General features: G+C 68.4%; 22 protein-coding genes and 2 tRNA genes. 11 read left to right on the forward strand and 13 right to left on the reverse strand.

Annotated elements, in window-relative coordinates; all coding sequences use genetic code 11:
* Positions 1 to 161: 161 nt before the first annotated feature.
* Both CRP45_RS15625 and CRP45_RS15630 read left to right on the forward strand, forming a co-directional pair.
* Positions 162 to 232: transfer RNA gene (locus tag CRP45_RS15625), tRNA-Gly, on the forward strand.
* Positions 233 to 279: 47 nt separating this feature from the next.
* A tRNA-Pro gene (locus CRP45_RS15630) sits at positions 280 to 356 on the forward strand.
* Between the two features lie 465 nt (positions 357 to 821).
* On the opposite strand, the gene CRP45_RS15635 is transcribed toward CRP45_RS15630, so the two are convergent.
* Positions 822 to 1,310, reverse strand: coding sequence for an FBP domain-containing protein (locus CRP45_RS15635; protein ID WP_067787469.1), 489 nt, complete (start codon positions 1,308 to 1,310; stop codon positions 822 to 824).
* A gap of 183 nt (positions 1,311 to 1,493) precedes the next feature.
* Between CRP45_RS15635 and CRP45_RS15640 the strand changes: the two genes are divergently transcribed.
* Positions 1,494 to 1,949 carry a DUF5946 family protein gene (locus tag CRP45_RS15640; protein WP_097245682.1) on the forward strand — a complete coding sequence of 152 codons (456 nt, stop codon included), beginning with the start codon at positions 1,494 to 1,496 and terminating at the stop codon, positions 1,947 to 1,949.
* A 27-nt stretch (positions 1,950 to 1,976) separates the two neighbouring features.
* Here CRP45_RS15640 and CRP45_RS15645 read toward each other — a convergent pair whose 3' ends face one another.
* The 3 genes from CRP45_RS15645 to CRP45_RS15655 are packed head-to-tail and all read right to left on the reverse strand — an operon-like array spanning position 1,977 to position 3,579.
* On the reverse strand, positions 1,977 to 2,696 hold the full coding sequence (locus CRP45_RS15645; RefSeq protein ID WP_097245683.1) for an ESX secretion-associated protein EspG: 720 nt from the start codon (positions 2,694 to 2,696) through the stop codon (positions 1,977 to 1,979).
* The gene (locus CRP45_RS15650; RefSeq protein ID WP_097245684.1) at positions 2,693 to 3,277 is read right to left on the reverse strand and encodes a WXG100 family type VII secretion target; all 585 of its coding nucleotides are present in this window, start codon (positions 3,275 to 3,277) and stop codon (positions 2,693 to 2,695) included. The genes CRP45_RS15645 and CRP45_RS15650 overlap by 4 nt, the downstream gene beginning before the upstream one ends.
* Positions 3,274 to 3,579: a hypothetical protein gene (locus CRP45_RS15655; RefSeq protein WP_245910162.1), complete on the reverse strand. Its 306-nt coding sequence runs from the start codon at positions 3,577 to 3,579 to the stop codon at positions 3,274 to 3,276. The genes CRP45_RS15650 and CRP45_RS15655 overlap by 4 nt, the downstream gene beginning before the upstream one ends.
* 278 nt (positions 3,580 to 3,857) lie before the next feature.
* Here CRP45_RS15655 and CRP45_RS15660 point away from each other — a divergent pair, with 278 nt between their 5' ends.
* On the forward strand, positions 3,858 to 4,250 hold the full coding sequence (locus CRP45_RS15660; protein WP_097245686.1) for a DUF1801 domain-containing protein: 393 nt from the start codon (positions 3,858 to 3,860) through the stop codon (positions 4,248 to 4,250).
* A gap of 4 nt (positions 4,251 to 4,254) precedes the next feature.
* Here CRP45_RS15660 and CRP45_RS15665 read toward each other — a convergent pair whose 3' ends face one another.
* The 4 genes from CRP45_RS15665 to CRP45_RS15680 all read right to left on the reverse strand — a co-directional run bounded on the left by CRP45_RS15665 (position 4,255) and on the right by CRP45_RS15680 (position 12,944).
* Positions 4,255 to 5,499 carry a serine hydrolase domain-containing protein gene (locus CRP45_RS15665; RefSeq protein WP_097245687.1) on the reverse strand — a complete coding sequence of 415 codons (1,245 nt, stop codon included), beginning with the start codon at positions 5,497 to 5,499 and terminating at the stop codon, positions 4,255 to 4,257.
* A 536-nt stretch (positions 5,500 to 6,035) separates the two neighbouring features.
* A complete protein-coding gene (locus tag CRP45_RS15670; protein ID WP_097245688.1) occupies positions 6,036 to 8,714 on the reverse strand; it encodes a polynucleotide kinase-phosphatase in 2,679 nt (892 codons plus the stop codon).
* On the reverse strand, positions 8,714 to 10,351 hold the full coding sequence (locus tag CRP45_RS15675; protein WP_097245689.1) for a 3' terminal RNA ribose 2'-O-methyltransferase Hen1: 1,638 nt from the start codon (positions 10,349 to 10,351) through the stop codon (positions 8,714 to 8,716). The genes CRP45_RS15670 and CRP45_RS15675 overlap by 1 nt, the downstream gene beginning before the upstream one ends.
* 133 nt (positions 10,352 to 10,484) lie before the next feature.
* Positions 10,485 to 12,944 (reverse strand): phosphoketolase family protein, encoded by a 2,460-nt coding sequence (locus tag CRP45_RS15680; protein WP_425436947.1) that lies wholly within the window; start codon positions 12,942 to 12,944, stop codon positions 10,485 to 10,487.
* 142 nt (positions 12,945 to 13,086) lie between these two features.
* Here CRP45_RS15680 and CRP45_RS15685 point away from each other — a divergent pair, with 142 nt between their 5' ends.
* The 6 genes from CRP45_RS15685 to CRP45_RS15710 all read left to right on the forward strand — a co-directional run bounded on the left by CRP45_RS15685 (position 13,087) and on the right by CRP45_RS15710 (position 19,059).
* On the forward strand, positions 13,087 to 13,647 hold the full coding sequence (locus tag CRP45_RS15685) for an FKBP-type peptidyl-prolyl cis-trans isomerase (protein WP_097245691.1): 561 nt from the start codon (positions 13,087 to 13,089) through the stop codon (positions 13,645 to 13,647).
* Positions 13,648 to 13,796: 149 nt separating this feature from the next.
* Entirely contained in the window at positions 13,797 to 15,158 is a 1,362-nt protein-coding gene (gene tig, locus CRP45_RS15690) for a trigger factor (RefSeq protein WP_067787502.1), read from the forward strand.
* A gap of 219 nt (positions 15,159 to 15,377) precedes the next feature.
* Complete coding sequence (locus CRP45_RS15695; RefSeq protein ID WP_097245692.1) at positions 15,378 to 15,965, forward strand: ATP-dependent Clp protease proteolytic subunit; 588 nt, start codon at positions 15,378 to 15,380, stop codon at positions 15,963 to 15,965.
* Between the two features lie 72 nt (positions 15,966 to 16,037).
* Positions 16,038 to 16,703 (forward strand): ATP-dependent Clp protease proteolytic subunit, encoded by a 666-nt coding sequence (locus CRP45_RS15700; RefSeq protein WP_067787453.1) that lies wholly within the window; start codon positions 16,038 to 16,040, stop codon positions 16,701 to 16,703.
* A gap of 440 nt (positions 16,704 to 17,143) precedes the next feature.
* Positions 17,144 to 18,424 carry an ATP-dependent Clp protease ATP-binding subunit ClpX gene (gene clpX / locus CRP45_RS15705; protein WP_067787500.1) on the forward strand — a complete coding sequence of 427 codons (1,281 nt, stop codon included), beginning with the start codon at positions 17,144 to 17,146 and terminating at the stop codon, positions 18,422 to 18,424.
* Between the two features lie 230 nt (positions 18,425 to 18,654).
* Complete coding sequence (locus CRP45_RS15710; protein WP_097245693.1) at positions 18,655 to 19,059, forward strand: STAS domain-containing protein; 405 nt, start codon at positions 18,655 to 18,657, stop codon at positions 19,057 to 19,059.
* A gap of 61 nt (positions 19,060 to 19,120) precedes the next feature.
* Here the strand turns inward: CRP45_RS15710 and CRP45_RS15715 are convergent, their stop codons facing one another.
* Positions 19,121 to 19,498 (reverse strand): nuclear transport factor 2 family protein, encoded by a 378-nt coding sequence (locus tag CRP45_RS15715; protein ID WP_097245694.1) that lies wholly within the window; start codon positions 19,496 to 19,498, stop codon positions 19,121 to 19,123.
* A 295-nt stretch (positions 19,499 to 19,793) separates the two neighbouring features.
* Entirely contained in the window at positions 19,794 to 20,405 is a 612-nt protein-coding gene (locus CRP45_RS15720; protein WP_097245695.1) for a dihydrofolate reductase family protein, read from the reverse strand.
* Between the two features lie 181 nt (positions 20,406 to 20,586).
* Between CRP45_RS15720 and mihF the strand changes: the two genes are divergently transcribed.
* Positions 20,587 to 20,901, forward strand: coding sequence for an integration host factor, actinobacterial type (gene mihF, locus CRP45_RS15725; RefSeq protein WP_067787445.1), 315 nt, complete (start codon positions 20,587 to 20,589; stop codon positions 20,899 to 20,901).
* 139 nt (positions 20,902 to 21,040) lie between these two features.
* Here mihF and CRP45_RS15730 read toward each other — a convergent pair whose 3' ends face one another.
* The 3 genes from CRP45_RS15730 to CRP45_RS15740 all read right to left on the reverse strand — a co-directional run bounded on the left by CRP45_RS15730 (position 21,041) and on the right by CRP45_RS15740 (position 24,903).
* The gene (locus CRP45_RS15730; protein WP_097245696.1) at positions 21,041 to 21,574 is read right to left on the reverse strand and encodes a hypothetical protein; all 534 of its coding nucleotides are present in this window, start codon (positions 21,572 to 21,574) and stop codon (positions 21,041 to 21,043) included.
* A 118-nt stretch (positions 21,575 to 21,692) separates the two neighbouring features.
* The gene (fdhD, locus tag CRP45_RS15735; protein WP_097245697.1) at positions 21,693 to 22,529 is read right to left on the reverse strand and encodes a formate dehydrogenase accessory sulfurtransferase FdhD; all 837 of its coding nucleotides are present in this window, start codon (positions 22,527 to 22,529) and stop codon (positions 21,693 to 21,695) included.
* 64 nt (positions 22,530 to 22,593) lie between these two features.
* On the reverse strand, positions 22,594 to 24,903 hold the full coding sequence (locus tag CRP45_RS15740; RefSeq protein WP_097245698.1) for an FdhF/YdeP family oxidoreductase: 2,310 nt from the start codon (positions 24,901 to 24,903) through the stop codon (positions 22,594 to 22,596).
* Positions 24,904 to 24,954: the final 51 nt, after the last annotated feature.

The raw sequence follows: 24,954 nt of genomic DNA on the forward strand, positions 1-24,954 counted from the left end.
CTGTCGGCCGCGAGAGCTCCGCGACTCGTCCGGCGATCTGATCAGGGCCGAGGGCTGACGATGCACCGTGCGGACGGGGGCGATTGGCGTTTCCTGAACCGGATTCGGTACAGTGCGTGGTGCACACGACATCGTGGCGATCCCATCGATGTCGTATGCCTGCGGGTGTAGTTCAATGGTAGAACCTCAGCCTTCCAAGCTGATGGTGCGGGTTCGATTCCCGTCACCCGCTCAACGCACGATTCATACTCGTCGGCGGCCCCCGCCACCGCGAGGCCTCGGGGTGTAGCGCAGCTTGGTAGCGCATCCGCTTTGGGAGCGGAGGGTCGCAGGTTCAAATCCTGTCACCCCGACCATCTTTCGATCCTCCCGGACCGATCGGGATCGGTACCGTGATCGCCGTGGTTGATGCGATGGGGCACGGCCCACTCAGTTTCAGCGGCCCTGGCCGCCCGACGCGACCGTCGGCATCGTGACGGAGACCGGGCGGGTCTTTCATCGCGGCGTCGACTGTCCCGGGTATCGGCAGGGTGTCGCGAACTCGCGCCGACACGGCAGGCGGATCGCGCCGGTCGAACAGGTGACCTCCGCTGACGCGCGTCGTCGAGGCAAGGGCGTGTGCAACAAATGCTGGCCGTAGGGGATTCCTCTCCGGACGGGGCGGGCCGGACTGGCCGGTGCGTCTCGACCGGAGAGGAATCCCGGGCATCCCGAGTCCCGTTGGGGGAGAGGGGACTCGGGTGCCTGCGGGATGTGGGGTGTCGAGTGTCGGCGCATGGCATCTACCTCCTATCGGATGGGCAGTCGGTGCTGCGGGTGGGTCAGCTGTAGAGGCGGGTCAGGAAGGCGTTCATGTTGTCGCGGACCCGGTCGATCTTCTCCTCGGGTGTGAGGTCCTCGCGGTAGCGGCTGCCGAGGGCGGGGCGCTTCTTGCCGCGCGCGTACAGCGAGCAGGCCAGATCGGTGCACATGTAGGTGCCGATCGAGTTGCCGCGGCGGCCGGAATCGCCCGCCTTGTGCGCGGTCATCAGGACGACATCGCCGCCGGTGTGCGTGGTCAGGCAGATCGCGCACAGCTGCGGCTTGCCGGTCCCGCCGGTCTCGTAGCGCAACGCGACGCCGACCAGCCGTTCGTCCTGCGGAACCACCAGATAGCAGCGGCCCGGCAACGTCGGATCACCCCAGCCGAGGAAATCCAGATCGTCCCACGGCCGCTCCGCGAGATCCCGCGGCACGGACAGCCGCTTGGCGTCACCCTTGGAACAGTTGACGAACGACGACCTGATATCGCGTTCGGTGACAGGTTTCATGACAGTGTCGACTCCTTCCGGTCGATGGTGAACAAACCGACGTGACGTTACGGACCGCCTCGCCCCCGGAACAACGGATTTTCCGGCGCTATGGCGTCGAGGTGGCCGAAAGCGGCTGAGTCGATCACGCGGCACCGTGCAAAATCCGGATGCCCGAGCGGAGTTCGGGTGCTTGGGTGGGGGATGGAGCGATGTGCGGAGTGTGGTGGGCTGCTGCCCGAGTCGGGGGACTGTTGGCGGCGGGTGGGGGAGTTGTTGGAGGTGGAGCAGCGGGTTCTGGATGGAGGTGAGGGGGCGCTGCGGGCGCACTACTTCGCGATCGCGACTTATCAGTTGCAGCATCCGTCGCGGATGAGTCGGGTTGCCGCGGAGCTGCTTCGGAGTGGGGTGGCGCGGATGTTGGATGATCCGGTGCCGATCGCGCAGTTGCGGCGGGAGGTGCGCAGGGAGACGCGAGGGGTGAAGGTGGCGGGTACGCCGGGGGATCGGTCGGAGGTGGATCCGCGGTGGCCAACGGACTGGGCGGTGGCCGCGGTGGATGTGTTGGGGCGGCCGGATTCGGAGTATGTCGTGGCGGTGCGGGAGTGGGCCGCGGTGACGATTGCGGCGTTGGATGCGGTGGTGCCGAGGAGGGCGTAGGGGGTTGTGGCCCTGCCGCCTTCCCCGTCAGCGGATTGCGGCCAAGCGGGTGAGGTGGGTGGCGAGGGCGGGGGTGGTGACCGGGGCGAGGGTCAGGTCGGTGGTGGTTGTCAGGAGGTAGCGGCCGTCGTCGGTGAAGTCCAACCAGGTGCGGTGGCGGGTCGGTGGTGACATCGGGTCTTGCGGCGCGACGGTGACGGTGATGAACCCGCGCGCGTCGATCGGACGGTGCAGGGTCTCGCGGAAGGTGGCGGCGCGCAGTGCGGCATCGGACTGTTGTTGCCAGAGATGGGGATCCGCGTGGAGGACGGCCTCGCGTGGTTCACGCATCGGCGCGAGGCGGCCGGGGGGAGCCGAGCCCATGGCGGCTACCAGGTGCTGGGCGACTTTCCTTGCGTGGCAGGCGATCACGGTGACATCGCACGGTCCAGCGACGATCACCGTTCCCCACACCAGGTGGGTGGCGCCGAAGGCGAGGATGGGCTCGTCGGTGCGTCCGTCCCGGACGTAGCGGTCGCCGGAGACGGTGATGGTGGTGACGTCCCCGCGGGCGCAGAGGGTGAGCGCGCCGGTCAGGTCGGGGTCGGCGTTGCGGGGAAAGCGTTCGGCGAGCTTCAGCTTGTCCCAGTCGTTTTCGCTGCGGACGGTACCGCGGTGGGCCATGTTGATCGGGTAGGGGCGGCGGTCGAGGCCGGTCTCCACCGACCACACGTAGGTGAACTCGTCCGGCGTGAAGACCCACTTCACCGCGCGCCCTCACCGCTCGGGTCGGGCGCGCCGAACACGGGCACGGCGTCGCCGGAGGCGACGAGGGTGGAGTTGTAGCCGAAGGTCAGCGTGTCCTGCGCGTCGGCAAGCGCCTCGGCGGCGGCGATATCGTGCGCCATCTTGCGCGGACCGCCCTCGATCGCCTCGAGCACCGGGTCCGGATTCGGCACGTAGGGGTCGGGCGGCGGTGGAATGGCATCGCGGATCGCTTGGGCCGCCGACGAATTCGACTCCATCAGCCGGTGCAGTTCGGCGCAGACGTCGCGCACGGCCGCGCCGGCGCGGAGGAACTGCTCGGTCGATTCGCGCGCCGCCGTCGCGGCTTCGCCGTGCCACTCCGCGAACTCGCGTCGCACCGCGGCCGCGAACGCCGCGAACAACTCGTCGAGCGCCTCGGCTCCCGCCTGCCAGCCCGCCGCGACGCGTCCGAGCTCGGCGGGCCGCAGCGCATCGTGCACGAGTTCCCAGATCTCGCGGTGGGTGTAGGCGTCGAAGGATTCCCGATCGGTGACGTACGGCGGGTCGGTCGCCGCGTCGACGCGGTCGGGCGCGCTGTTCATGCGCCGTCGTCCAAGCGGTCGGCGGCGAGTTCCAGTGCCGCGCGCTGGGCGGCGTCGGCCTCGGACACCAACTGCCCGGCCGCGAGATATCCGGCCTTGTACCGCAGCGCCGCTTCCTGCAGCAGGGTCAGCGTGTCCGCGAATTCGTGCCCTTTGGCCGCGAAGCCGCGGGTCAGCGCGACTCCGGAGGGCAGCTCGGGAAAACCGCTCACCTCGCTGAGGTCGGTGCCGCGCAGCTGTCGCAATCCGTCGACAAGCGCGTCGCAGGCCGACGCGAGTCGCAGCGCCGTCTGTTCCGACATGCGCAGCTCACCGGTCCGTGCGGCGTCGAACACTCCGGCGGCCCGTGGCTGTTCCGGTTGCACTGGAATCGGCCCCCTAGCTCTTCCTCGACACGACGGTCGTGAGCAAGGCAGCCTATCAGCGGCGGACAGCGCCTTTCGGGTGAATCGTGCACGGTTCGTGGATCGCACAGCGTCGTCGGCGAGCGCTTGTGCTGGGTCATCGGTGCGCGTGCGATGGGTCATCGGGTGGACCCGAAACCCTGTCGACGGACCGGTATCTGTGCCACGATCGGCATATGTCGTATGTGGCCGACCCGCGCGTCGACGCCTACATCGACGCCCTACCCGCCTGGCAGCAGGCGATCTGCCGCGAGGTCCGCGACCTGGTGCACGCCGCCGACCCCGAGGTCGAGGAGACGATCAAGCGCACCGTCCAGCCCTACTTCGTGCTCGACGGCAATATCTGCGCGTTGCTCGCCGCGAAGACGCACGTCAACGTGTTCCTCTACGACGGAGGCATCGTCCCCGATCCCGAGGGCATCATCACCGGCGGGCACGACAACAAGACCGCGCGCACCGTGGCCATTCGCGAAGGCGAGACCGTCAACGCTCGCGCCCTCTCGGCCATGTTCCGTCAGATCATCGCCGACAACCGCGCGGGTGGCTGGCGAAAGATCAAGGGGCGCTGACCTTTCAGCTGGCCGCAGCCTCCGGCTCGACCGGGACGGGCGCTTGGCCGCGGGCGGCGCGAGCGATGCGCTCGGCGCGGGCGGCGAGCATCGGCAGCCGGGCGTCGCCGACCGACATGGCGTGATTGCCCAGATGATTGGTGACGAAGCCGACCGAGAGGCCGAGTTCGGGGAACGCGATGCCGCCCGATCCGCCGATTCCGAAGTGCCCCAACGCCCTTCGGGTGATGCGCGGACCGACGATGGCGCGGTGGTAGCCGAGCGCGAAGTGCGGCGACGCGCCGAGCACGTAGTCGAAGCGGCCGTTGGGCGGCATCTCCGCGATGCGCTCGGTCGTCTCGGCGCGCAGCAGGCGACGTCCGCTCACCATGCCGTCGTTGGCGATCGCGCCGTACATCTTGGCCAGTGCGCGGGCGGTGAAGACGCCGTTCCAGCCGGGCATCATCGCGTCGTAAGGCCGGGTGCCTATCGACATGTCGGCCCAGCCGTCGTAGACCGCGCCGCGGGCGGCATACACCAGTTGCAGCGGCGCGAAGGGCGCGATCAGCCGGTCGATCGGGACCCTGGCGACCCCGATCCGCGGCGAGAGCGTGGCGAGCCGGTGCCGCTCGTATTGCGGAACACCGTAGAAGAAGTCGCGCTCGCCCAGCGGTTCGGCGAGTTCGGAGCGGACCAGATCGGTGAAGTCCCGACCCGTCGCGCGCTGGGCGATCTCGGCGACGAGGGTGCCGAAGGTGATGGCGTGGTATCCGGATGCGCGCAGCCGCAACGGATCCGGTGCGGAGGCGGCCATCGCGGCGGAGACCGCGTCGTGGTTCAGGAAGTCGTGCGGGTCGGGCAGCAGGCCGCGGATGCGCTGGAGGCCCGCGCGATGGTTCAGCACATCGCGCAGGGTGATGTCCGCCTTGCCGTTGGCGGCGAAATCCGACCAGTACTCGGCGACCGGGGCGTCGACGTCGAGCAGTCCGCGATCGATGAGCCGATGGGCGACGGTGGCCGCCACGCCTTTGCCGGTCGAGTACGACAGCGCCATGGTGTCCGCGCGCCACGGCCGGTCGCGGTCCGCCCAGCCCGACCACACGTCGAGTACCGGTTTGCCGTCCAGATAGACCGCGAGCGCGCCGCCGCCCTGACTCTTGCGGCGGAACATGGCGAAGAACTTCGAAGCCAGTCCGGTGAAGCGCTCGTCGATCAGCATCGTCCGTGCGTCGGACTCGTGCGTCGGCCCGTTGTCGTTGGGTGCAGTCATGGTCAGACTCCTTTGTCTGTCGGCTGCGCGCGGCCGAACCGCGCAGGCGGGCTGCTTACTCTTGCAAGCGCCCTGCTAGCAGACTGTAACGGCCGTCACGATCCGTCCGCAACGGTCGCTCCCACTGTGTGCGGGGTACCCAGGGTGAACCTTTCGATGCCTCAGCGCTTCTCATCGCGGGCTCGCTTGACCGCGAGAACCCGCGACGACCTGGGGATATCGCGCCCCGCACCCATCTAGCAAGCGGCTACCGACGTCGAATCCGTGCCGACGGGAGGTCTCGAGCCGCGGTGAAAGTCCTCTGGACGACGCGCCCGCCCTCGTTCGCGTAGCGGCGGTCGAGACCGGTGACGTCGGGTACGCGCGCCACCGGTGACGTCGGGTACGCGAACAGCTGCCCTTTCGCCAGTCTTCGCTCCGCCGCGCGGGCGGAGGACGACGCCCGGCTACTCCGCCTCGTGCGCCGTCCGCGCCGACGCGGCTCGGCGGGTTCCGATTCGAGAGCCAGCACCACGAACCGCCTCGAGCGCCGTCCTTCACAGGCGCGGGTCGACAGGCTCCGACTCGAGGGCCAGCACCGCGAACACCGCCTCGTGCACCCGCCATAGCGGCTCGCCCGCGACGAACCGGTCCAGCGCCTCCAGCCCGAGCGCGTACTCGCGCAGCGCCATCGACCGCTTGCGCCCGAGACCGCGGGTGCGCAGGCGGCGAAGGTTGGGCTCGCGCAGGTACTCCGGGCCGTAGATGATCCGAAGGTATTCGGGTCCACGGCATTTCACGCCCGGCTGCACCAGGCGGGCCGACTGTTCTCGGGGTGGCGTGTCGGTCGTTTCCGAAGTATCCGGTGCCGAACCGGGTCCCTCGAGGCCACGCTCACCGTCGGTGGCGGGGCGGTCGACGGATCGACTTCGGACGAGGGAATCGAACGGCTTCACGACCATTCCCTCGCCGCCCGCGGTGGTGAGTTCGATCCACCACGCCGTCGCGGCCGCTTCGCTGTCGGCATCGGCGAGATCCACCACCATCCGGCGCGTCGGTGTGAACAGCTCCGGATCGGCGGCGACCAGGCGATCGATCACCGCCAGGTGCCAGGCGTGGTCGCGGGTGGCGTGGTTGACGCCCTCCGCCGCCAGCAGTTGGAACGGGGCGAGGCGCAGCCCGGCCAGCCCGTCGGTCGTCCAGCAGTAGCGTCCGTAGGCGGTGGTGAAGGCCGCGGCGTCCGCGCGCCGTCCCGCGGTGCGCTCGGCCAGCTCGGTGACGTCCTGGCCGCGCGCCGCGACGGCCGCCAGCACCGCCTCGGTGTCGCCGAGCGCGGCCCTCGCCGCGGCGCCGACCGCCGCGTACTGGTTGCGCAGCAGTCCGACGGCCTTCGCCGACCACGGCAGCAGTTCCGTGTCCAGCAGCAGCCACTCGCTGCGCAAGTCCTCGAACAGCCCCGCGGCCTCGGCCGCCGCGCGGACTCGCGCGAGCAACGACTCGGTCTGGGCGGGGTCGTCGAAGAACGGGCGGCCGGTGCGCGTGTAGATCGCGCCCGTGCCGTCGTCCTCGACGCCGAAACGGTCCCGCGCGACCGCCGCCGAGCGGGTCACCAGGACGACGGCGCGCGAGCCCATGTGCTTCTCCTCGCACACCACCCGGCCCACCCCTTCGCTCCGGTAGTAGGCGAACGCCTCGGCCGGGTGCTCGAGGTAGCCGTCCAGCGACGAAGTCGCGCACGGCGCCATAGTCGGCGGAAGGTACACCAGCCAGCGCGGATCGATCGCGAAGCGGCTCATCACCTCCAGGGCGGCCCCGGCGTTCTCCTCCTGCACGCCGACGCGGCCGTGGTGGCGGGTGTGCACCACACGGCGGCCAAGCACGTCATCGAGATCCAGCACGCCGGGATCGCGGTGCACCACGGCGGCGGTCGTGTCGGCCGTGGTGGCTACGGCCGGCGCGAGCGGGCGCACCGGCTCGTACCAAACCTGTTCGGCGGGAACGGAAACCGGCTCGCGCTCCGGATAGCGCAGCGCCGTGAGACGACCACCGAACACCACGCCGGTGTCCAGGCAGAGCGTGTTGTTCACCCAGCGCAGCTCGGTCACCGGCGTGTGGCCGTACAGCACGGTGGCACGGCCGCGGTAGTCCGACGCCCACGGGTAGCGCACCGGAAAGCCGTATTCGTCCGTCTCGCCGGTCGATTCGCCGTACATCGCGAACGCGCGGACCCGGCCGGATGCGCGGCCCTGGTACTCCTCTTTCAGTCCGGCATGCGCGACGACGAGGTTGCCGCCGTCGAGTACGTAGTGGCTGATCAGTCCGCGGCAGAAGTCGAGCGTCGCCTTGCGGAAATCCTCGTCCTCCGCCTCGAGCTGGCTCAGCGATTCGGCGAGGCCGTGCGCGATCTTGACCTTCTTGCCGTCCAGCGCGCGAACCAGCTTGTGTTCGTGATTGCCGGTGACGCACAGCGCCGTTCCCGCGGCGACCATGCCCATCACCAGCCGCAATACACCCGGGGTATCGGGTCCGCGGTCGACGAGGTCGCCGACGAACACCGCGGTGCGTCCGTGCGGATGACGCGCGCCGACCGCACGCCCGGCCTCGTCACGCTCCAGCGCGTACCCGAGTTCGCCGAGCAGCGTCTCCAGTTCGGCGCGGCAGCCGTGTACGTCGCCGATCACGTCGAACGGCCCGGTGAGTTCGCGCTTGTCGTTCCATGCCTTCTCGTCGACGAGGGTCGCGCCCTCGATCTCCTCGGTCCCGCGCAACACATACACCTTGCGGAAGCCCTCGCGCTCCAAGCCGCGCAGACCGCGCCGCAGCTCCCGCTGCTGGCGATGCACCACGTGCGCGGCGAGATGCGAACGATCGGGTCGCAGCGCATTGCGTCGCAGGCACACCGCGTCCGGTACGTCGAGCACGATGGCCACCGGAAGCACGTCGTGGGCGCGCGCCACCGCTACGAGCTCCTGCCGCGCCCGCGGCTGCACATTCGTCGCGTCGATCACCGTGCGCAGGCCGCGGCGCAGCCGGATACCCGCGATGTGGTGCAGCAGCGCGAACGCGTCCGGGGTGGCCGACTGGTCGTTCTCGTCGTCGCTGACGATGCCGCGGCACGCGTCGGAGGAGACGACGGCCGTCTGCGGAAAGTGCTTGCGCGCGAACGTCGACTTGCCCGAGCCGGTGCTGCCGATGAGCACGACGAGCGACAGTTCAGGGATGGACAGTTCGGTCATCACACGGCTCCTTTCGTGTCCGCGCCGGTGGGCCGGGGCCCGTCGATTCTGGTGAACAACGCCAGCTGTGTGGGCGCACCGAGTTCGGGATGGTCGTCGCCAACGGGGCGCAGCCGAACGCGGTACCCGTTGCGCTGCGCGACGCCGGTCGCCCAGGCGGCGAATTCGGCGCGGGTCCACTCGAACCGGTGGTCGTCGTGGCGGAACTTGCCCGCGGGCAAGGTCTCGTAGGTCGCGTTGTACTCCGAGTTCGGCGTCGTCACCACGACGGAACCCGGTGCGGCCGTGGCGAATACGGCGTGCTCCAGCGCGCCGAGGCGGGGCGGGTCGACGTGCTCGATCACCTCCATCAGCACCGCCGCGTCGTAGCCGCGCAGCCGTGCGTCGGTGTAGGTGAGCGCGCCCTGGAGCAACGTGAGCCTGCGCGCGACACGCTCCGGCATGCGGTCCACCCGCAGCTTGCGCTTGGCGATGTGCAGCGCCCGCATCGACACGTCGACGCCGACGATCTCGGTGAACATCTTGTCCGCAAGCAACTCTCGCAGCAGGGCGCCTTCACCGCACCCGAGATCCAGTACCCGCTGCGCGCCGACCTCACCCAGCGCGTCGAGCACCGCCCGCCGCCGCTGCACCGCCAGGGACGGCGCGCGGCCCGCCGCTTCGTCGACGTCCGAACCGGAGCCGTCCTCGCCCACCGACGCATCGATGTCAGGTACGCCGGTGCTTGCGGTCCTGCCGGACGACAGGGCACGCCGGTCGGAGGCATCGGAGGCATCGGAGGCATCGGAGGCATCGGAGGCATCGGAGGCGTCGGAGGCATCGTCGTCCAACGCATCCGCGTCATCGACGTAGTCCTCCACCGCGCCGAGATCATCCGGATCGGCCTCGTCGATCTCCGCCAAGCGCGCCAGCGCTGTCCGAACGAGCGACTGACGCCGGGCCAGGTAGCGCCGGGCGATCCACCCGCGTTCCGGATGCTCGGCCAACCAGCCGCCGCCCGCGCGGATCAGCTTGTCGACCTCGTCGGCGGCCATCCAGTAGTGCTTGGCTCCGTCGAGGACGGGCAGCAGAACGTACAGGTGTGAGAGGGCGTCGGCCAGCCGCATGTCACCGGCCAGGGCCAACCGCAGATAGTGCGAATCACCCCACTCCGGGAAGGCGGGATCGAGGGGGAGCGGCGTGGTCGAGACATTCCAGCCGAGCGGTGCGAACACCCGCTCCGCGGCCTCGGCGCCACCCTTGCACGGCACCGCGGGCAGTTCGATCCGCAACGGCAGCGCGGCGAGCGCGAGTTCCGGACGCGCTTTGCACTGCCCGTGCAGCGCCGTGCGGAACACCGCGCCGATCGCCACGGACAACAGCGACGACGCCGCGTACGGCCGGTCGTTGACGTACTGACCGAGGCTGAAATCCGGTGTGCCACGGGAACGTCCGCGCACCAGGCGGATCGGGTCCACTTCCAGGACCAACGCCGCGGTACAGCGCGCCGGATCCGCCTCCGGATACACCACGTGCGCGGTGCCGTAGGACTGCTCGAACGCCTGCACCCGCTCGGGGTTTTTGTGCAGCAGGAACCCGAGATCGGTCGCGGGCCAGTCCGCGCCCTCCGGTCGCGTGCAGGTGATCGTCAGCAGCATGCTGCGATCGTCGCCGACCCTCCACGGGCCCGCAAGGAAGTTTTCCACAGCCGCGGTGTATTTCCATCTGGCACAAACAATTTCGGGGCTGATATGTGAACAACCGGCTGTCGCTCCCGCCGCGCGGCTACTGTCAGAGGCTGACTTCGGGCCAGCTCCATTCCGCGACGCACGGGATGTCTTCGCCGTGCTCGCGGGTCCACGCGCGCGCCTTCCAGCGGGCGTCGACCATCTCCTGGCGCAGCCCCGCGGCCTTCTCGCGCAGGTCGGGCACCCGGTCGATGACGTCCATGACGAGGTGGTATCGGTCCAGGTCGTTGAGCATCACCATGTCGAAAGGAGTTGTCGTGGTCCCCTCTTCCTTGTATCCGCGGACGTGCATCTCACCGTGGTTGGTGCGCCGGTAGGTCAGCCGGTGAACCAGCCACGGGTAGCCGTGGAAGGCGAAGATCACCGGACGGTCGGTGGTGAACAGCGTGTCGAACTCCCTGTCGGGCAGGCCGTGCGGGTGCTCGTCGGCGGGAAGCAGCCGCATCAGGTCCACGACGTTGACCACGCGAACTCGCAAGTCCGGCAACCGATCACGCAGAATCGCGGCGGCGGCCAGTGTCTCCAGCGTCGGCACGTCACCGGCGCACGCCAGCACGACATCCGGTGTGCTGCCGACGGTGTCGTTGTTGCCCGCCCACTCCCATATGCCGAGGCCTCTGGCGCAGTGCACCGCCGCGTCGGGAACCGACAGCCAGTCCTCCTGCGGCTGCTTGCCCGCCACCACCACGTTGACGTAGTGCCGCGAGCGCAGGCAGTGGTCGTAGGTCGAGAGCAGGGTGTTGGCGTCCGGTGGCAGGTAGACCCGCACGATCTCGGGCTTCTTGTTCAACACGACGTCCAGGAAGCCGGGATCCTGGTGGGTGAACCCGTTGTGGTCTTGGCGCCAGACGTGCGAGGACAGCAGGTAGTTCAGGCTGGCGATCGGCCGCCGCCACGAGACCGCCGCGCTCGCGTCCAGCCACTTGGCGTGCTGGTTGAACATCGCGTCGACGATGTGGATGAACGCCTCGTAGCAGGTGAACACCCCGTGGCGGCCGGTCAGCAGATACCCCTCCAGCAGGCCCTGGCACATGTGCTCGGAGAGCACCTCGATCACCCGGCCGGTGCGGTCGAGCGCGACGTCGTATTCACCGATTTCGGCCTGCCAGTCGCGTCCGGTGACCTCCAGGATGTCCTGGAGCCGGTTGCTGGCGAGCTCGTCGGGGGCGAAGGTGAGGAAGTTGTCCGGATTGCGCCGGGTCACCTCGCGCAGCCAGCCGCCGAGCACCCGGGTTGCCTCGTGTTTCGTGCCGCCGGGCGCGGCCACCTCGACGCCGAACTCGCGCCAATCCGGCAGGCGCAGATCGCGAACGAGCATGCCGCCGTTGGCCACCGGATTGGCGCTCATCCGCCGATCACCCGCTGGCACCTGGTCGAGCAATTCCGGCACCGGCTGTCCGGCGTCGTCGAACAGCTCCTCCGGGCGATACGAGCGCAGCCATCGTTCGAGCACCTCGCGATGCGAGTCGTTGTCGCGTGCGGCGGGCAGCGGCACCTGATGGGCGCGGAAGGTGCCCTCGATCGGGTCCCCGTCCACGACCGGAGGGCAGGTCCAGCCCTTGGGGGTGCGCAGCACGATCATCGGCCAGCTCGCGGGCGCGCCGTCGGCGCCGAACCTGGCGGCGCGCTGAATCCGGTCGATCCGATCGAGGCAGCCGTCGACGGCAGCGGCCATCGCCTGGTGCACGGTCGCCGGATCGTCGCCCGCCACGACGATCGGCTCGTAACCGCATCCACGCAGCAGCTCGATCAGCTCGTGCTCCGGAATCCGCGCGAGAATGGTCGGATTGGCGATCTTGTACTGGTTGAGCGCCAGGATCGGCAACACCGCGCCGTCGCGTCCCGGGTTGAGGAACTTGTTGGCGTGCCAGCTGCCTGCCAAAGGTCCGGTCTCGGCCTCGCCGTCGCCGATCACACAGAAGACCGTGAGGTCCGGATTGTCCAGCGCGGCGCCGTAGGCGTGCAGCAGGGAATAGCCCAGCTCGCCGCCCTCGTGGAAGGAGCCCGGCGTCTCGGGCGCGCAGTGACTGGGCACCCCGCCGGGAAAGGAGAACTGGGCGAACAGCGCCCCCATTCCCGCGCCGTCGCGCGGGATGTGGCTGTACAGCTCGGAGTAGGTGCCCTCCAGCCAAGCGCACGCGTTCGGGCCGGGACCACCGTGGCCGGGACCGGCGACGAACACCGCGTTCAGTTCCCGGCGACGGATCGCCCGGTTGGCATGGGCCCACACCAGATTCAGCCCGGGCACCGTGCCGAAGTGCCCGAGCAGCCGAGGCTTGATGTGCTCGGGGCGCAACGCCTCGCGCAGCAGCGGGTTCTTCATCAGATAGATCTGGCCGACGGACAGATAGTTCGCCGCGCGCCACCAGGCGTCGATCGCGGTCAGCTCCGCGCGATCCAGCGGCCCGGACACCTCACTCAGCCGATAGGGCCGGGGCGCGATGGATACGCCGCCTCGCTCGCCGACATTGTCCGCCGAGGTGTCGCCCCCGGAACTGGCCATCTGCGTCATTCGCCGACTCTCCTCACGGTCGCTGGGAAATCCGCTTCACCGGCCGCATTACCCGTTCGGGGGCGGCGACACCCCGACACGGCCGGAAACCGCCGCTGGGCGCGAGGCCGCGTTGTGGTCTAGGGTCCGCCGCATGCACACACTCGGCAGGATCATCGGTTTCGGGGCCATCGCCGCGGCCGCGTTCACGCTGGCCGCCTGCGGCTCCGACGACGACAAGGACACCGCCGCCACCGCGACGGCCACCACCACAAGCGCCGCCGTCGCGCAGGCGAAGCACGGCCGGGAATGCACGGCCGAGGACATCGGGGTGACGGGCGGCTTCGGCGAGACGCCGACGGTGACCATCCCCGACGACTGCGACCCGCCCACCCAGCTGATCGTCAAGGATCTGGTCGAGGGCAGCGGCCCCGGAGCGGTGGCGGATCAGCCGCTCACCATGAACTACGTGCTGGTGACCTGGTCGGACAAGAAGAAACTGGACAGCTCGTTCGATCGCGGCAAGCCCTTCCAGCTGAACCTCGGCGCCGGTGAGGTAATCCCCGGCTGGGACCAAGGCCTCGTCGGTGTCCAGCAGGGCGCGCGCAGGCTGCTGATCATCCCGCCGAACCTGGGCTACGGCGCGGGCAGCGGCGGAATCAAGCCCAACGAGACGCTGGTCTTCGTCACCGACGCGGTCGGCGTCGGCAACTGAACGCAGCCGGTCGCGGCGCTGCGGGCAGCGCCGCGCCGTGACCGATTGCAGGCGCCGACGGCCGGTCAACTACCCTGGTCGGGATGCGTACGCGCACCCCGCTGGGAGTCGCGCCAACCCGAACGAACAACGAACCAAGGAGCATGTCCGTGAAGAGCACCGTCGAGCAGCTGAGCCCGACCCGGGTCCGGATCAATGTCGAGGTGCCCTTCGAGGAACTGAAGCCGGACTTCGATCGCGCCTACAAGGCCCTCGCCAAGCAGGTCCGCATCCCCGGCTTCCGCCCGGGCAAGGCGCCCGCCAAGCTCCTCGAAGCACGCCTCGGCCGCGGCGCCGTCCTCGAGCAGGTCGTCAACGACGTGCTGCCCGGTCGCTACAGCGAGGCCGTCACCACCGCCGAGGTGAAGGTCATCGGCCAGCCCGACATCGAGATCACCAAGATCGAGGACGGCCAGGAGCTCGCCTTCACCGCCGAGGTCGACGTGCGTCCCGAGATCGAGCTGCCCAGCTACGAGGAGATCGAGGTCACCGTCGACGCGTTCAGCATCGGCGACGAGGACATCGAGGAGCAGCTCACCTCGCTGCGTCAGCGCTTCGGCACCCTGACCGGCGTCGAGCGTCCGGTTCAGAACGGCGACTTCGTCTCGATCGATCTGGCCGCCACCGTGGACGGCGAGGAGGTGGCCGACGCCGCCACCACCGGCCTGTCCCACGAGGTCGGCTCGGGCCAGCTCATCGAGGGCCTCGACGAGGCGATCGTCGGCCTGTCGGCCGGTGAGTCCAAGGAGTTCACCTCCACGCTGGTCGCGGGCGAGCACGCGGGCAAGGAAGCCGTCATCACGGTGACGGTGCAGTCGGTCAAGGAGCGCGAGCTGCCGGAGGCCGACGACGAGTTCGCCCAGCTCGCTTCGGAGTTCGACACCCTCGACGAGCTCAAGGAAGACCTGAAGAGCCGGGTCGAGCGGGTCAAGAAGGTGCAGCAGGCGGGCGAGATCCGCGACAAGGTCCTGGAGACCCTGCTGGAGAAGACCGAGGTCCCGCTGCCGGAGAAGGTCGTGCAGGCCGAGATCGACGCCGTACTGCACGACGCCGTGCACGGCTTCGACCACGACGAGGCCAAGCTGGCCGAGGCGCTCGAGGCGCAGGGCTCCAGCCGCGAGGAGTTCGACAAGGACACCAAGGAGGCCGCCGAGAAGTCGGTGAAGACCCAGCTGCTGCTGGACGCCATCGCCGAGGCGGAGAACACCCAGGTCGGCCAGGAGGAGCTCACCGAGCGGATCCTGTTCCAGTCGCAGCGCTACGGCCTGTCGCCGGAGCAGTTCATCCAGCAGGTGCAGCAGGCCGGTCAGCTCGGCGCGGTCTTCGCCGACGTGCGCCGCGGCAAGGCGCTGGCCGGTGTCGTCGGTAAGGTGAAGGTCACCGATTCCGAGGGCAACGCCGTGGACACCGCCGAAATGTTCGGCGCGCCCGCGGATTCCGCCGACGAGACCGAGGCCGAGAGCGCCGAGTAGAACTGTGAAAGCGCAGCGTGAGACACAGCCGTATGGTTTCGTGATTGCGCTGTGAGCGAAGAAAGGGCGGCACCGGGAGTTCGGTGCCGCCCTGCTTCGTTAATGTTTGTGACAGACGAACCAGTGATGGCTGTGTGGCACTCAGCGCTGTTCAGCTTGCAGTGACAAGCCGGTGAGAAGAGAAGGCAGGTATCCGTGACAATCAACCAGGCAGGGGTCATGACATCCGCGACTACTGGTCTCAACCTCAGTGATTCGGTGTACGAGCGCCTGCTGCGGGAGCGCATCATCTTCCTCGGCACCCAGGTCGACGACGACATCGCGAACAAGATTTGCGCGCAGATCCTGCTGCTCTCGGCGGAGGACCCGACCAAGGACATCGCGCTCTACATCAACTCGCCCGGTGGCTCGGTGACGGCGGGCATGGCCATCTACGACACCATGCAGTTGTCCGAGTGCGACATCGCGACATACGGCATGGGCCTTGCCGCCTCGATGGGCCAATTCCTGCTCACGGCGGGCACCAAGGGCAAGCGTTACGCCCTGCCGCACGCGCGCATCATGATGCACCAGCCCTCGGCGGGCATCGGCGGTTCGGCCGCCGACATCGCGATCATGGCCGAGCAGTTCGCGCACACCAAGCGCGAGCTCAACGAGCTGCAGGCGTTGCACACCGGCAAGCCGGTGGAGCAGGTGACCGCCGACGCCGACCGCGACCGCTGGTTCACGGCGAAGGAAGCCCTCGAATACGGCTTCATCGACCGCGTGATCAGCCACGCCAGCCAGGCCAACGGCGCAGGCAAGTGAGCGGCGGCCGGACCGAGCTCCGGCCCGCGCCGTCAGTCAACCGTCGTTGAACACATAGACTTTGGAGACGAAATGGCTCTGATCGACCCACGCGCCGGCCTCTCCGGCATCGCGCCTGCCTCGCCGCAGTCGCGCTACATCCTGCCTTCGTTCATCGAGCACTCGAGCTTCGGTGTCAAGGAGTCCAACCCGTACAACAAGCTGTTCGAGGAGCGCATCATCTTCCTCGGCGTGCAGGTCGACGACGCCTCGGCGAACGACATCATGGCGCAGCTGCTCGTGCTGGAATCGCTGGATCCCGACCGCGACATCACGATGTACATCAACTCGCCGGGTGGCTCGTTCACCTCGCTGATGGCCATCTACGACACCATGCAGTACGTGCGCGCCGATGTCGCCACGGTCTGCCTCGGCCAGGCGGCATCCGCCGCGGCCGTGCTGCTCGCCGCGGGCACCCCCGGCAAGCGCGCCTGCCTGCCCAACGCCCGCGTGCTGATCCACCAGCCTTCGCTGGAGGGCGGCATCCAGGGTCAGGTTTCGGACCTGGAGATCCAGGCCGCCGAGATCGAGCGCATGCGTCGCCTGATGGAGACCACCCTCGCGCGGCACACCGGCAAGGACGCGGACACCATCCGCAAGGACACCGACCGCGACAAGATCCTGACGGCCGAGGAGGCCAAGGAATACGGGATCATCGACACGGTGTTCGACTACCGCAAACTGAGCGCGCAGAAGTAGGGCGCTCGCGGGCTTTTCCGTGTCGCGGGATCGCCCGCAAGTTGCTGTGCGTCAGGCGAATACGGCCGGGCAGTGTGCCGAAGGCAGCCTGCCCGGCCGCTTCCGCTACGGTGTCATCGACCGTTCGCGAGGGTGGCGGACGGCGCGAACATCGCGGCGGTCGGCCGGGCGCCGGGACCGGCCGCTCACCGGCGGAACATGTGCCGAACGTGTTTCGATGTCGTGAGAACACGCACACCCCCGGCGAGAAACATGCTCGAGTTGTCGACCTCCGTCGCGCACACCGGGTACGGTCGACCTAGGGACCTTTGCTCTCGGTTGACGGCATAGCTCGACCCGCCCGAAATACTCGAAGTGTTCGCGATTACACACGAGTTCGGCGGATTGCTGGCAACCTGGACAGACGGTTGCACGCGGACAAGGAAGTAGGGACCCACGAGATGGCGCGCATCGGAGACGGCGGCGATCTGCTGAAGTGCTCGTTCTGTGGAAAGAGCCAGAAGCAGGTCAAGAAGCTCATTGCGGGACCTGGCGTGTACATCTGTGACGAGTGCATCGATCTATGCAACGAGATCATCGAGGAGGAACTCGCCGAGTCCAGCGAGGTCAAACTCGACGAGCTGCCCAAACCTGCCGAAATCCGTGAGTTCCTGGAGAACTACGTCATCGGGCAGGACACCGCCAAGCGCACACTCGCCGTGGCCGTGTACAACCACTACAAGCGCATCCAGGCGGGCGACAAGGGTCGCGACAGCCGCGGCGAGACCGTCGAGCTGACCAAGTCGAACATCCTCATGCTCGGCCCCACCGGCTGCGGCAAGACCTACCTGGCGCAGACCTTGGCGAAGATGCTGAACGTGCCGTTCGCGATCGCGGACGCCACGGCGCTCACCGAGGCGGGCTACGTCGGCGAGGACGTCGAGAACATCCTGCTGAAGCTGATCCAGGCCGCGGACTACGACGTCAAGCGGGCCGAGACCGGCATCATCTACATCGACGAGGTGGACAAGATCGCCCGCAAGAGCGAGAACCCCTCGATCACCCGCGACGTCTCCGGCGAGGGCGTGCAGCAGGCGCTGCTGAAGATCCTGGAGGGCACCCAGGCGAGCGTGCCGCCGCAGGGCGGACGCAAGCACCCGCACCAGGAGTTCATCCAGATCGACACCACGAACGTGCTGTTCATCGTGGCGGGCGCGTTCGCGGGCCTGGAGAAGATCATCTCCGACCGCACCGGCCACCGCGGCATCGGCTTCGGCGCCGAGGTGCGCTCCAAGGCCGAGATCGACACCACCGACCACTTCGCGGAGGTGATGCCCGAGGATCTGATCAAGTTCGGTCTGATCCCGGAGTTCATCGGCCGTCTGCCCGTGGTCGCGTCGGTGACGAACCTGGACAAGGAATCGCTGGTCAAGATCCTCTCCGAGCCGAAGAACGCGCTGGTCAAGCAGTACATCCGGCTGTTCGAGATGGACGGCGTCGAGCTGGAGTTCACCCAGGACGCGCTGGAAGCCATCGCCGATCAGGCCATCCTGCGCGGTACCGGCGCTCGCGGTCTGCGCGCCATCATGGAGGAAGTCCTGCTGCCGGTGATGTACGACATCCCGAGCCGCGACGATGTCGCCAAGGTGGTCGTGAACGCCGACACCGTGAACGACAACGTCCTGCCGACCATCGTGCCGCGCAAGCAGCAGCGCGCCGAGCGCCGGGAGAAGTCGGCGTAATTCGGAACTTCGAATCCGGGCCCGCGGGAAATCGTCCCGCGGGCCCGGATTTATTTCGGGCATGTCCGAATTGCCGAGATTGATTCGTAATTCGGGGTGTACTGACTTGTCTGTCCGGGTACTCGATGGTCAGGGTTGAGTAGCCAGCCCAGTTCCGGGGCCTCGGGCAGCCGGGACGAACAATCGCCCGGCACGTATTCCAGTCCGGGCGCGACGGGACCGGGGTCCTCATGTCGACCGTATTTGCCACCCAATCCACCGATACCCGCTCGCACCGACCCGATCCCGCTGCGCGGCTACGGGTTTCGATCACCGCCCCGGGCGACGAGATCACGCTGTGCGCCGTGGCAGGTGAGGTGGACCAATTCACCGTCGAGGAGTTCCGGCGGCATCTGATCGGATCGCTCGACACCGCCGCCCCGCGCGTGGTCGTCGACTTGTCGATGGTGACGTTCTTCGGGATTCCGGGGCTGCGCGTGCTGTTCGAGGCGCGTTCCGTGCTCGAGCAGACCGGAGGGCGGTTGCTGCTGGTGACCGGCCCGCCGTGCGTGGACCGGCTGCTCCGAGTGGCCGCCGACGTCGTGACCTTCGAGACGACGACAGCCCTGGCGGGCGCGCTGCTCGACGCGGCATGACCCAGACGACGCGACGCCGCCCCGGAGGCGATTCCGGGGCGGCGTCGGCGTCGTGGGCGACTCAGATCGGTTCGCCGCGCATGTCGTCCTGGCTCCAGTAGGCGCGCATCTTGACGATCTTGCCCTGCTCGTCGAACTCCATCGTGTCGATCGGCGTCAGCGTGAAGCGCTGATCGCCGACCTTGGTGATCACGTCGAACATGAAGGCGGCGTGGTTGCCCGCGACCCGCACGGTGTCGGCGTGCAGCGCGGTCGACCGGTCCAGGTTGTCGAACACGGAGTAGAACTCGCGGATGGCGTCGTGGCCCTGCCGCAGCGGCGTGCCCGCGGGGTCCTCGACGGTCGCGTCGGCGGCGTAGAGTTCCACGATGGCTTCTGTCGGCCCGGTGCCGACCAGCTTGACGTACTGCTCGACGACGTCGCGAATCTGTTCTGTCATGTCAACCCCTGACGAATTGAAACGTGTTTCAATCCGGAGGCTAGCAGTCCGTGCCCGCGCCGTGTAGTCCGAAGGCCGTTCATCGGGACGCGGATCGTTGTGCGGTTGTGTCTGCCTCGCCGGGACGCGGTGACGATTCGTCGTCGAACGAATCGCGCCCGAGATGGGGAGCGCCGTTGATCCCCCTGGTTCGCCGTTGAACCTTGATCCCGAACGAATGCTGCTGTACTGACTTTCGCCGCTGCCGCTCCGTGTGTTACGTGGGTCACAAAGATCTTTTCCGGTGAACGGTCGGCTACTCGCCGACGGTGCCGTATTCGGGGATGCCCGCCGCGCGGTAGGTCGTGATGTGGACTCCGGTGGGGGTGGTGCGCGAGTCGGTCAGGTGGAAGGCGGTCGGGGTGGATCCCTTGGCGAAGAGGCGTTTGCCGGTGCCGAGGAGGACCGGGAAGGTCAGCAGGTGCAAGGTGTCGATCAGGCCCGCGGCGAGCAGGGTCTGGGCGAGGTTGCCGCTGCCGTGGATCTGGATCTCCCGACCAGGGCGGGACTTCAGTTCGGCGACTCGCTGGGCGAGATCGCCGCGCAGCACTTCGGTGCCCGCCCAGTCGGCGTGCGAGAGCGTGTGGGTGCCAACGTATTTCGGCAGCGCGTTCAGGTTCGAGGCGATCGGGTCTGCGGGGTCGTCGTGCTGCGGCCAGTAGCCCGCGAAGATCTCGTAGGTACGCCTGCCGAGCAGGAAGGCGTCCGCGCGAGCGAACACCTGGTTCATGAACTCGCCCCCGGCCTCGTCGAAGTAGGGTGCGGTCCAGCCGCCATGCGTGAAGCCGTCGCTGGTGTCCTCCTGCGGTGCGCCGGGGGCCTGGCAGACGCCGTCGATGGTGACGAACTGGGTGAGTGACAGTTCCATGGGGGCTTCCTTTCGTCCGGTTCGCGCACTTCGCGCCTGCCCTTCACCGGTTCTGACGGCGGCGCGCCAGAAAACTCATCGCAACCTCTGACCGGTGTGTCGTCGGTGTGCCGCCGGTGCGGTGCTGTTTACTCGGTGCGGTCAACCAGATGTTCGAGTGACGAGTGAAAGCGGAGGAGACATGGCACTGCCCACGATGACCGCCGAGCAACGCACCGAGGCGTTGGCCAAAGCGGCTGCGGTGCGCAAGGCGCGCTCCGAATTGATCGGCAAGGTGAAGGCCGGCAAGGTGTCGGTCGCCGACCTGCTGAAGAAGGCGGAGTCCGACGATCTGGTGAAGAAGACCAAGGTCGCGGCGGTGATCAAGGCCCTGCCCGGCGTCGGTCCGGTGAAGGCCGCGAAGCTGATGGATCAGGCCGAGATTCCCGAGGACCGCCGCATCGGCGGCCTGGGCGCCCGGCAGCGGGCGGCGCTGCTCGAAGCACTGAAGGACTGACGACGCCGTAGCGACCTGGCTCGAGCCGGAGGCGCACGCCAGCACGCCCGAGGTGACCTACCAGCGGCTCGCGCCGACGGTCTCCCCGGGCTTTCCGTGCGACGCGCATCGCCTCCGGCCAGGCACTTCCACCCCGCCCTCAGCGGGTCGGGCGGCGGCGCGGGAAATGGAAATCGATGGGTTTGGGGTCCGGCGCCTGCGGCCCGCGCGGTGGAACGAGCAGGCAGGCCGCACCGAGCGCCAGCAGGGTCGCGGCGGCGAGCAGACTCAGCGTGAAGCTGACGCCGCTCATCGCGTCCGGCTTGTGCGACGCGTGGTAGATCAGATGCGGAGTGGCGAAGACCAGCCAACCCAGTCCCGCGGCCTGTGCCAGCGCGCTGCCGCCGCGCCACAGCGCGAAGCCGCTCACCGCGGCGAGGGCCAAGAAGAAGGCGCCGACGTCGCCGGCCAGATGGTGGTTGTAGGGCCCGTCGACGGCGATCCAGTGCATACCGAACCCGGGGAAGCTGGTGTACCAGGAGTGCGGCGCGAGCACCGCCCACAGACCGATCACCGCGCCCTGGAAGGTCAGAATTCCCAACATGATTCGCACGGCCAGCCAACGGCGGCGGTGCTGCTCGAAACGCATACGGACGCGTACGCCGCCGGACTTTCCTTCTACCGAGATCCGCATCGTTGGCTCCGTTCCTCGCCGAAGGGCGTTCGGGGGTGAAGTCACGGTAAATCGGACATCGGGGGCCGGGCAATAGTCACCTCGGCGGGGCTGGGACAGCTCGCCCGGACGGGCTGGGTCAGCTCGCCGGACGGGCGGAGGAACGTGGCTCCAGGCGGTGCGCGCCGGAGTAGACGTTCATGGTGTCCCCGCGCAGGAACCCGACCAAGGTGAGGCCGGATTCGTCGGCCAAGTCGACCGCCAGTGAGCTCGGCGCCGACACCGCGCCCAGCATCGGCACGCCAGCCATCACCGCCTTCTGGACCAGCTCGAAGGACGCCCTTCCGCTCACAATGAGCACCAGATCCGCTGCCGGAACGCGGTTTTCGCGCAACGCCCAGCCGAGTACCTTGTCCACCGCGTTGTGTCTGCCGATGTCTTCCCGCACCGCGAGCGCGGTCCCGTCGGCGGTGAACAGGCCCGCCGCGTGCAGACCGCCGGTGGCGTCGAAGACCGACTGCCGCGCGCGCAGGGTCTCGGGCATCGCGGCGAGCGCAGACGGGTCGACAGCCAAGGAGTCGGCCGGGATCGGGTAGCGGGTGCGCGCCCTGACCTCGTCCAGTGCGGTTTTGCCGCAGAGTCCGCACGAACTGGTGGTGAGGAAGTTGCGGGCGCGAGCAGGGGCGGGGACGCGCAGTGCTACATCGAGCACGTTGTAGGTATTGCGGCCCTCCGCGTCGGTGCCCGCGCAGTAGCGGGCGCTGACCACGTCTTCGGCCGACCCGATGATGTTCTCGCTCAACAGGAATCCGTGCACCAGGTCGATATCGGAGCCGGGGGTGCGCATGGTGACCGTCAGCGATTGCCCGCCGAGGCGGATCTCCAGCGGTTCCTCCACGGCCAGCGTGTCGGGGCGCTGGATCTCTCCGGAGGGAGACAGGCGCAGTGTGCGGCGGCGCGCGGTAACCCTGCTCACGACGTGGCCTCGCCTGCGCTGTGCGGCGTCGGGCCGTGGTGACGGTTCACTCGCCGACGCTCCTTCACGACCCGGCTCCGACGTGCACGTGTCGCTCCAGCCGGATGGGCACCGCCTTGGAGACCGGCGTATTGGACCGCGCCGCAACATGATCCAGCGGGACGAGCGGATTGGTCTCGGGATAGTAGGCGGCGGCGTTGCCGCGCGGCGTCGGGTAGGCGACCACGCGGAAGCCTTGCACGCGACGCTCCACGCCGTCGGTCCACTCCGAGACCAGATCGACGAGATCACCGTCCGCGAAGCCGAATTCGGCGATGTCCTGCTGATTCACCAGGACCACCCGCCGCCCGCCGTGCACGCCGCGGTAGCGGTCGTCGAGCCCGTAGATGGTGGTGTTGTACTGGTCGTGGCTGCGCAGCGTCTGCAAGATCAGCTTGCCTTCGGGCACCGGCACCCAGGTCAGCGGGTTGACCGCGAAGTTGGCCCGACCGGTCGACGTGCGGAACTCGCGGCTGTCGCGCGGCGGATGCGGCAGGACGAAACCGTTGCGCTGCCGGACCCGGGTGTTGTAGTCGGAACACCCTGGCACCACGCGGGCGATCGCGTCGCGGATCTTGTCGTAGTCGCGCTGGTAGCGCGCCCACGGCACGGGATGGTCCGCGCCGAACAGCGCGAGGGCGAGTTCGCAGACGATGGCGACCTCGCTGCGCAGCTGATCGCTGACGGGTTCGAGGCGGCCGGTGGACAGGTGCACCATCGACATCGAATCCTCCACCGACACTTGCTGTTTCGTCCCGTCTTGGACGTCTTTGTCGGTGCGACCGAGGGTGGGCAGGATCAGCGCGGTGCGCCCGTGCACCACGTGGCTGCGGTTGAGTTTGGTCGAGACCTGCACGGTGAGTTCGCAATTGCGCAGCGCGGCCTCGGTGACTTCGGTGTCGGGGGTCGCCGAGACGAAGTTGCCGCCCATGCCGAAGAACACCTTGGCGCGGCCGTCGCGCATGGCTCGGATGGAATTGACTGTGTCCCAGCCGTGTTCGCGCGGACTGGTGATGCCGAACTCGCGGTCGAGCGCGTCGAGGAAGGTGTCGGGCATCTTCTCCCAGATGCCCATCGTGCGGTCGCCCTGCACGTTGGAGTGTCCGCGCACCGGGCAGACGCCGGCGCCCGGCTTGCCGATCATGCCGCGCAGCAACAGCAGGTTTGTCGCCTCCTCGATGGTGGCGACGCCGTGCGCCTGCTGGGTCAGGCCCATCGCCCAGCAGATGATGGTGCTGCGCGACTCGGCGAGCAGCCGTGCGGTGCGCTCGAGTTCCACCATGGACAGTCCGGTTGCGGCCTGCACGACATCGAGATCGACCGCGCGCGTGTGCCTTTCGTAGTCGGCGAAACCCGCGCAATGCGCGTCGACGAACGCGCGGTCGATCACGGTGCCCGGTGCCGAGTCCTCGGCCTCGAAGAGCAGCTTGCCGAGGCCTTGGAACAGAGCCATGTCGCCGCCGAGCCGAATTTGCAGGAAGTCGTCGGCGATGGCGACGCCGGTCGTGACGCCGCGCACGGTCTGCGGGTCGCGGAAGCCGAGCAGACCGGTCTCGGGCAGCGGGTTGACCGCGATCACCTTGGCGCCATTGGCCTTGGCGTCGGCGAGCGCGCTGAGCATGCGGGGATGATTGGTGCCGGGGTTCTGGCCCGCGACGATGATCAGATCGGCCTTGCCGAAGTCGTCGATCGAGACCGAGCCCTTGCCGATGCCGATGGAGCTGATCAGCGCCGCGCCGGAGGACTCGTGGCACATGTTCGAGCAGTCCGGCAGGTTGTTGGTGCCGTAGCTGCGGACCAGCAACTGGTAGAGGAACGCCGTCTCGTTGGCGGTGCGGCCCGAGGTGTAGAACACGGCCTCGTCGGGCGAGGAGAGCGCGCGCAGCTGGTCGGCGATCAGGCGGTTGGCCTCGTCCCAGGCGATGGGGGAGTAGTGCGTGTCGCCGGGGCGCAGCACCATCGGATGGGTGAGCCTGCCCTGCTGGCCGAGCCAGTAGCCGGACTTCCCGGCCAGCTCGTCGACCGAGTGGGTGGCGAAGAACTCCGGCGTCACGGTGCGCAGCGTCGCCTCCTCGGCGACGGCCTTGGCTCCGTTCTCGCAGAACTCCGCGGGGCGTCGGTGCCCGCTCGGCTCCGGCCACGCGCAGCCGGGGCAGTCGAAGCCGTTGACCTGGTTGAGCCTGGCCAGCGTGCGGGCGGTGCGGACGACGCCCATCTCCTCGACCGAGCGTTTCAGCGCCACGGCCACCGCCGTGACCCCCGCGGCCTGCTCTTTCGGCGCGGTGACGGTCAGCGCGGATTCATCGATGTCCTCGGTCGGGCCGTGACGATGCATGTCCCTATTGTCCTCTCCGCACGACGACTGTCTCAGCTGGCGCAGTCTTCG

The organism is Nocardia amikacinitolerans, assembly GCF_900215415.1.
GTDB lineage: Bacteria > Actinomycetota > Actinomycetes > Mycobacteriales > Mycobacteriaceae > Nocardia > Nocardia amikacinitolerans.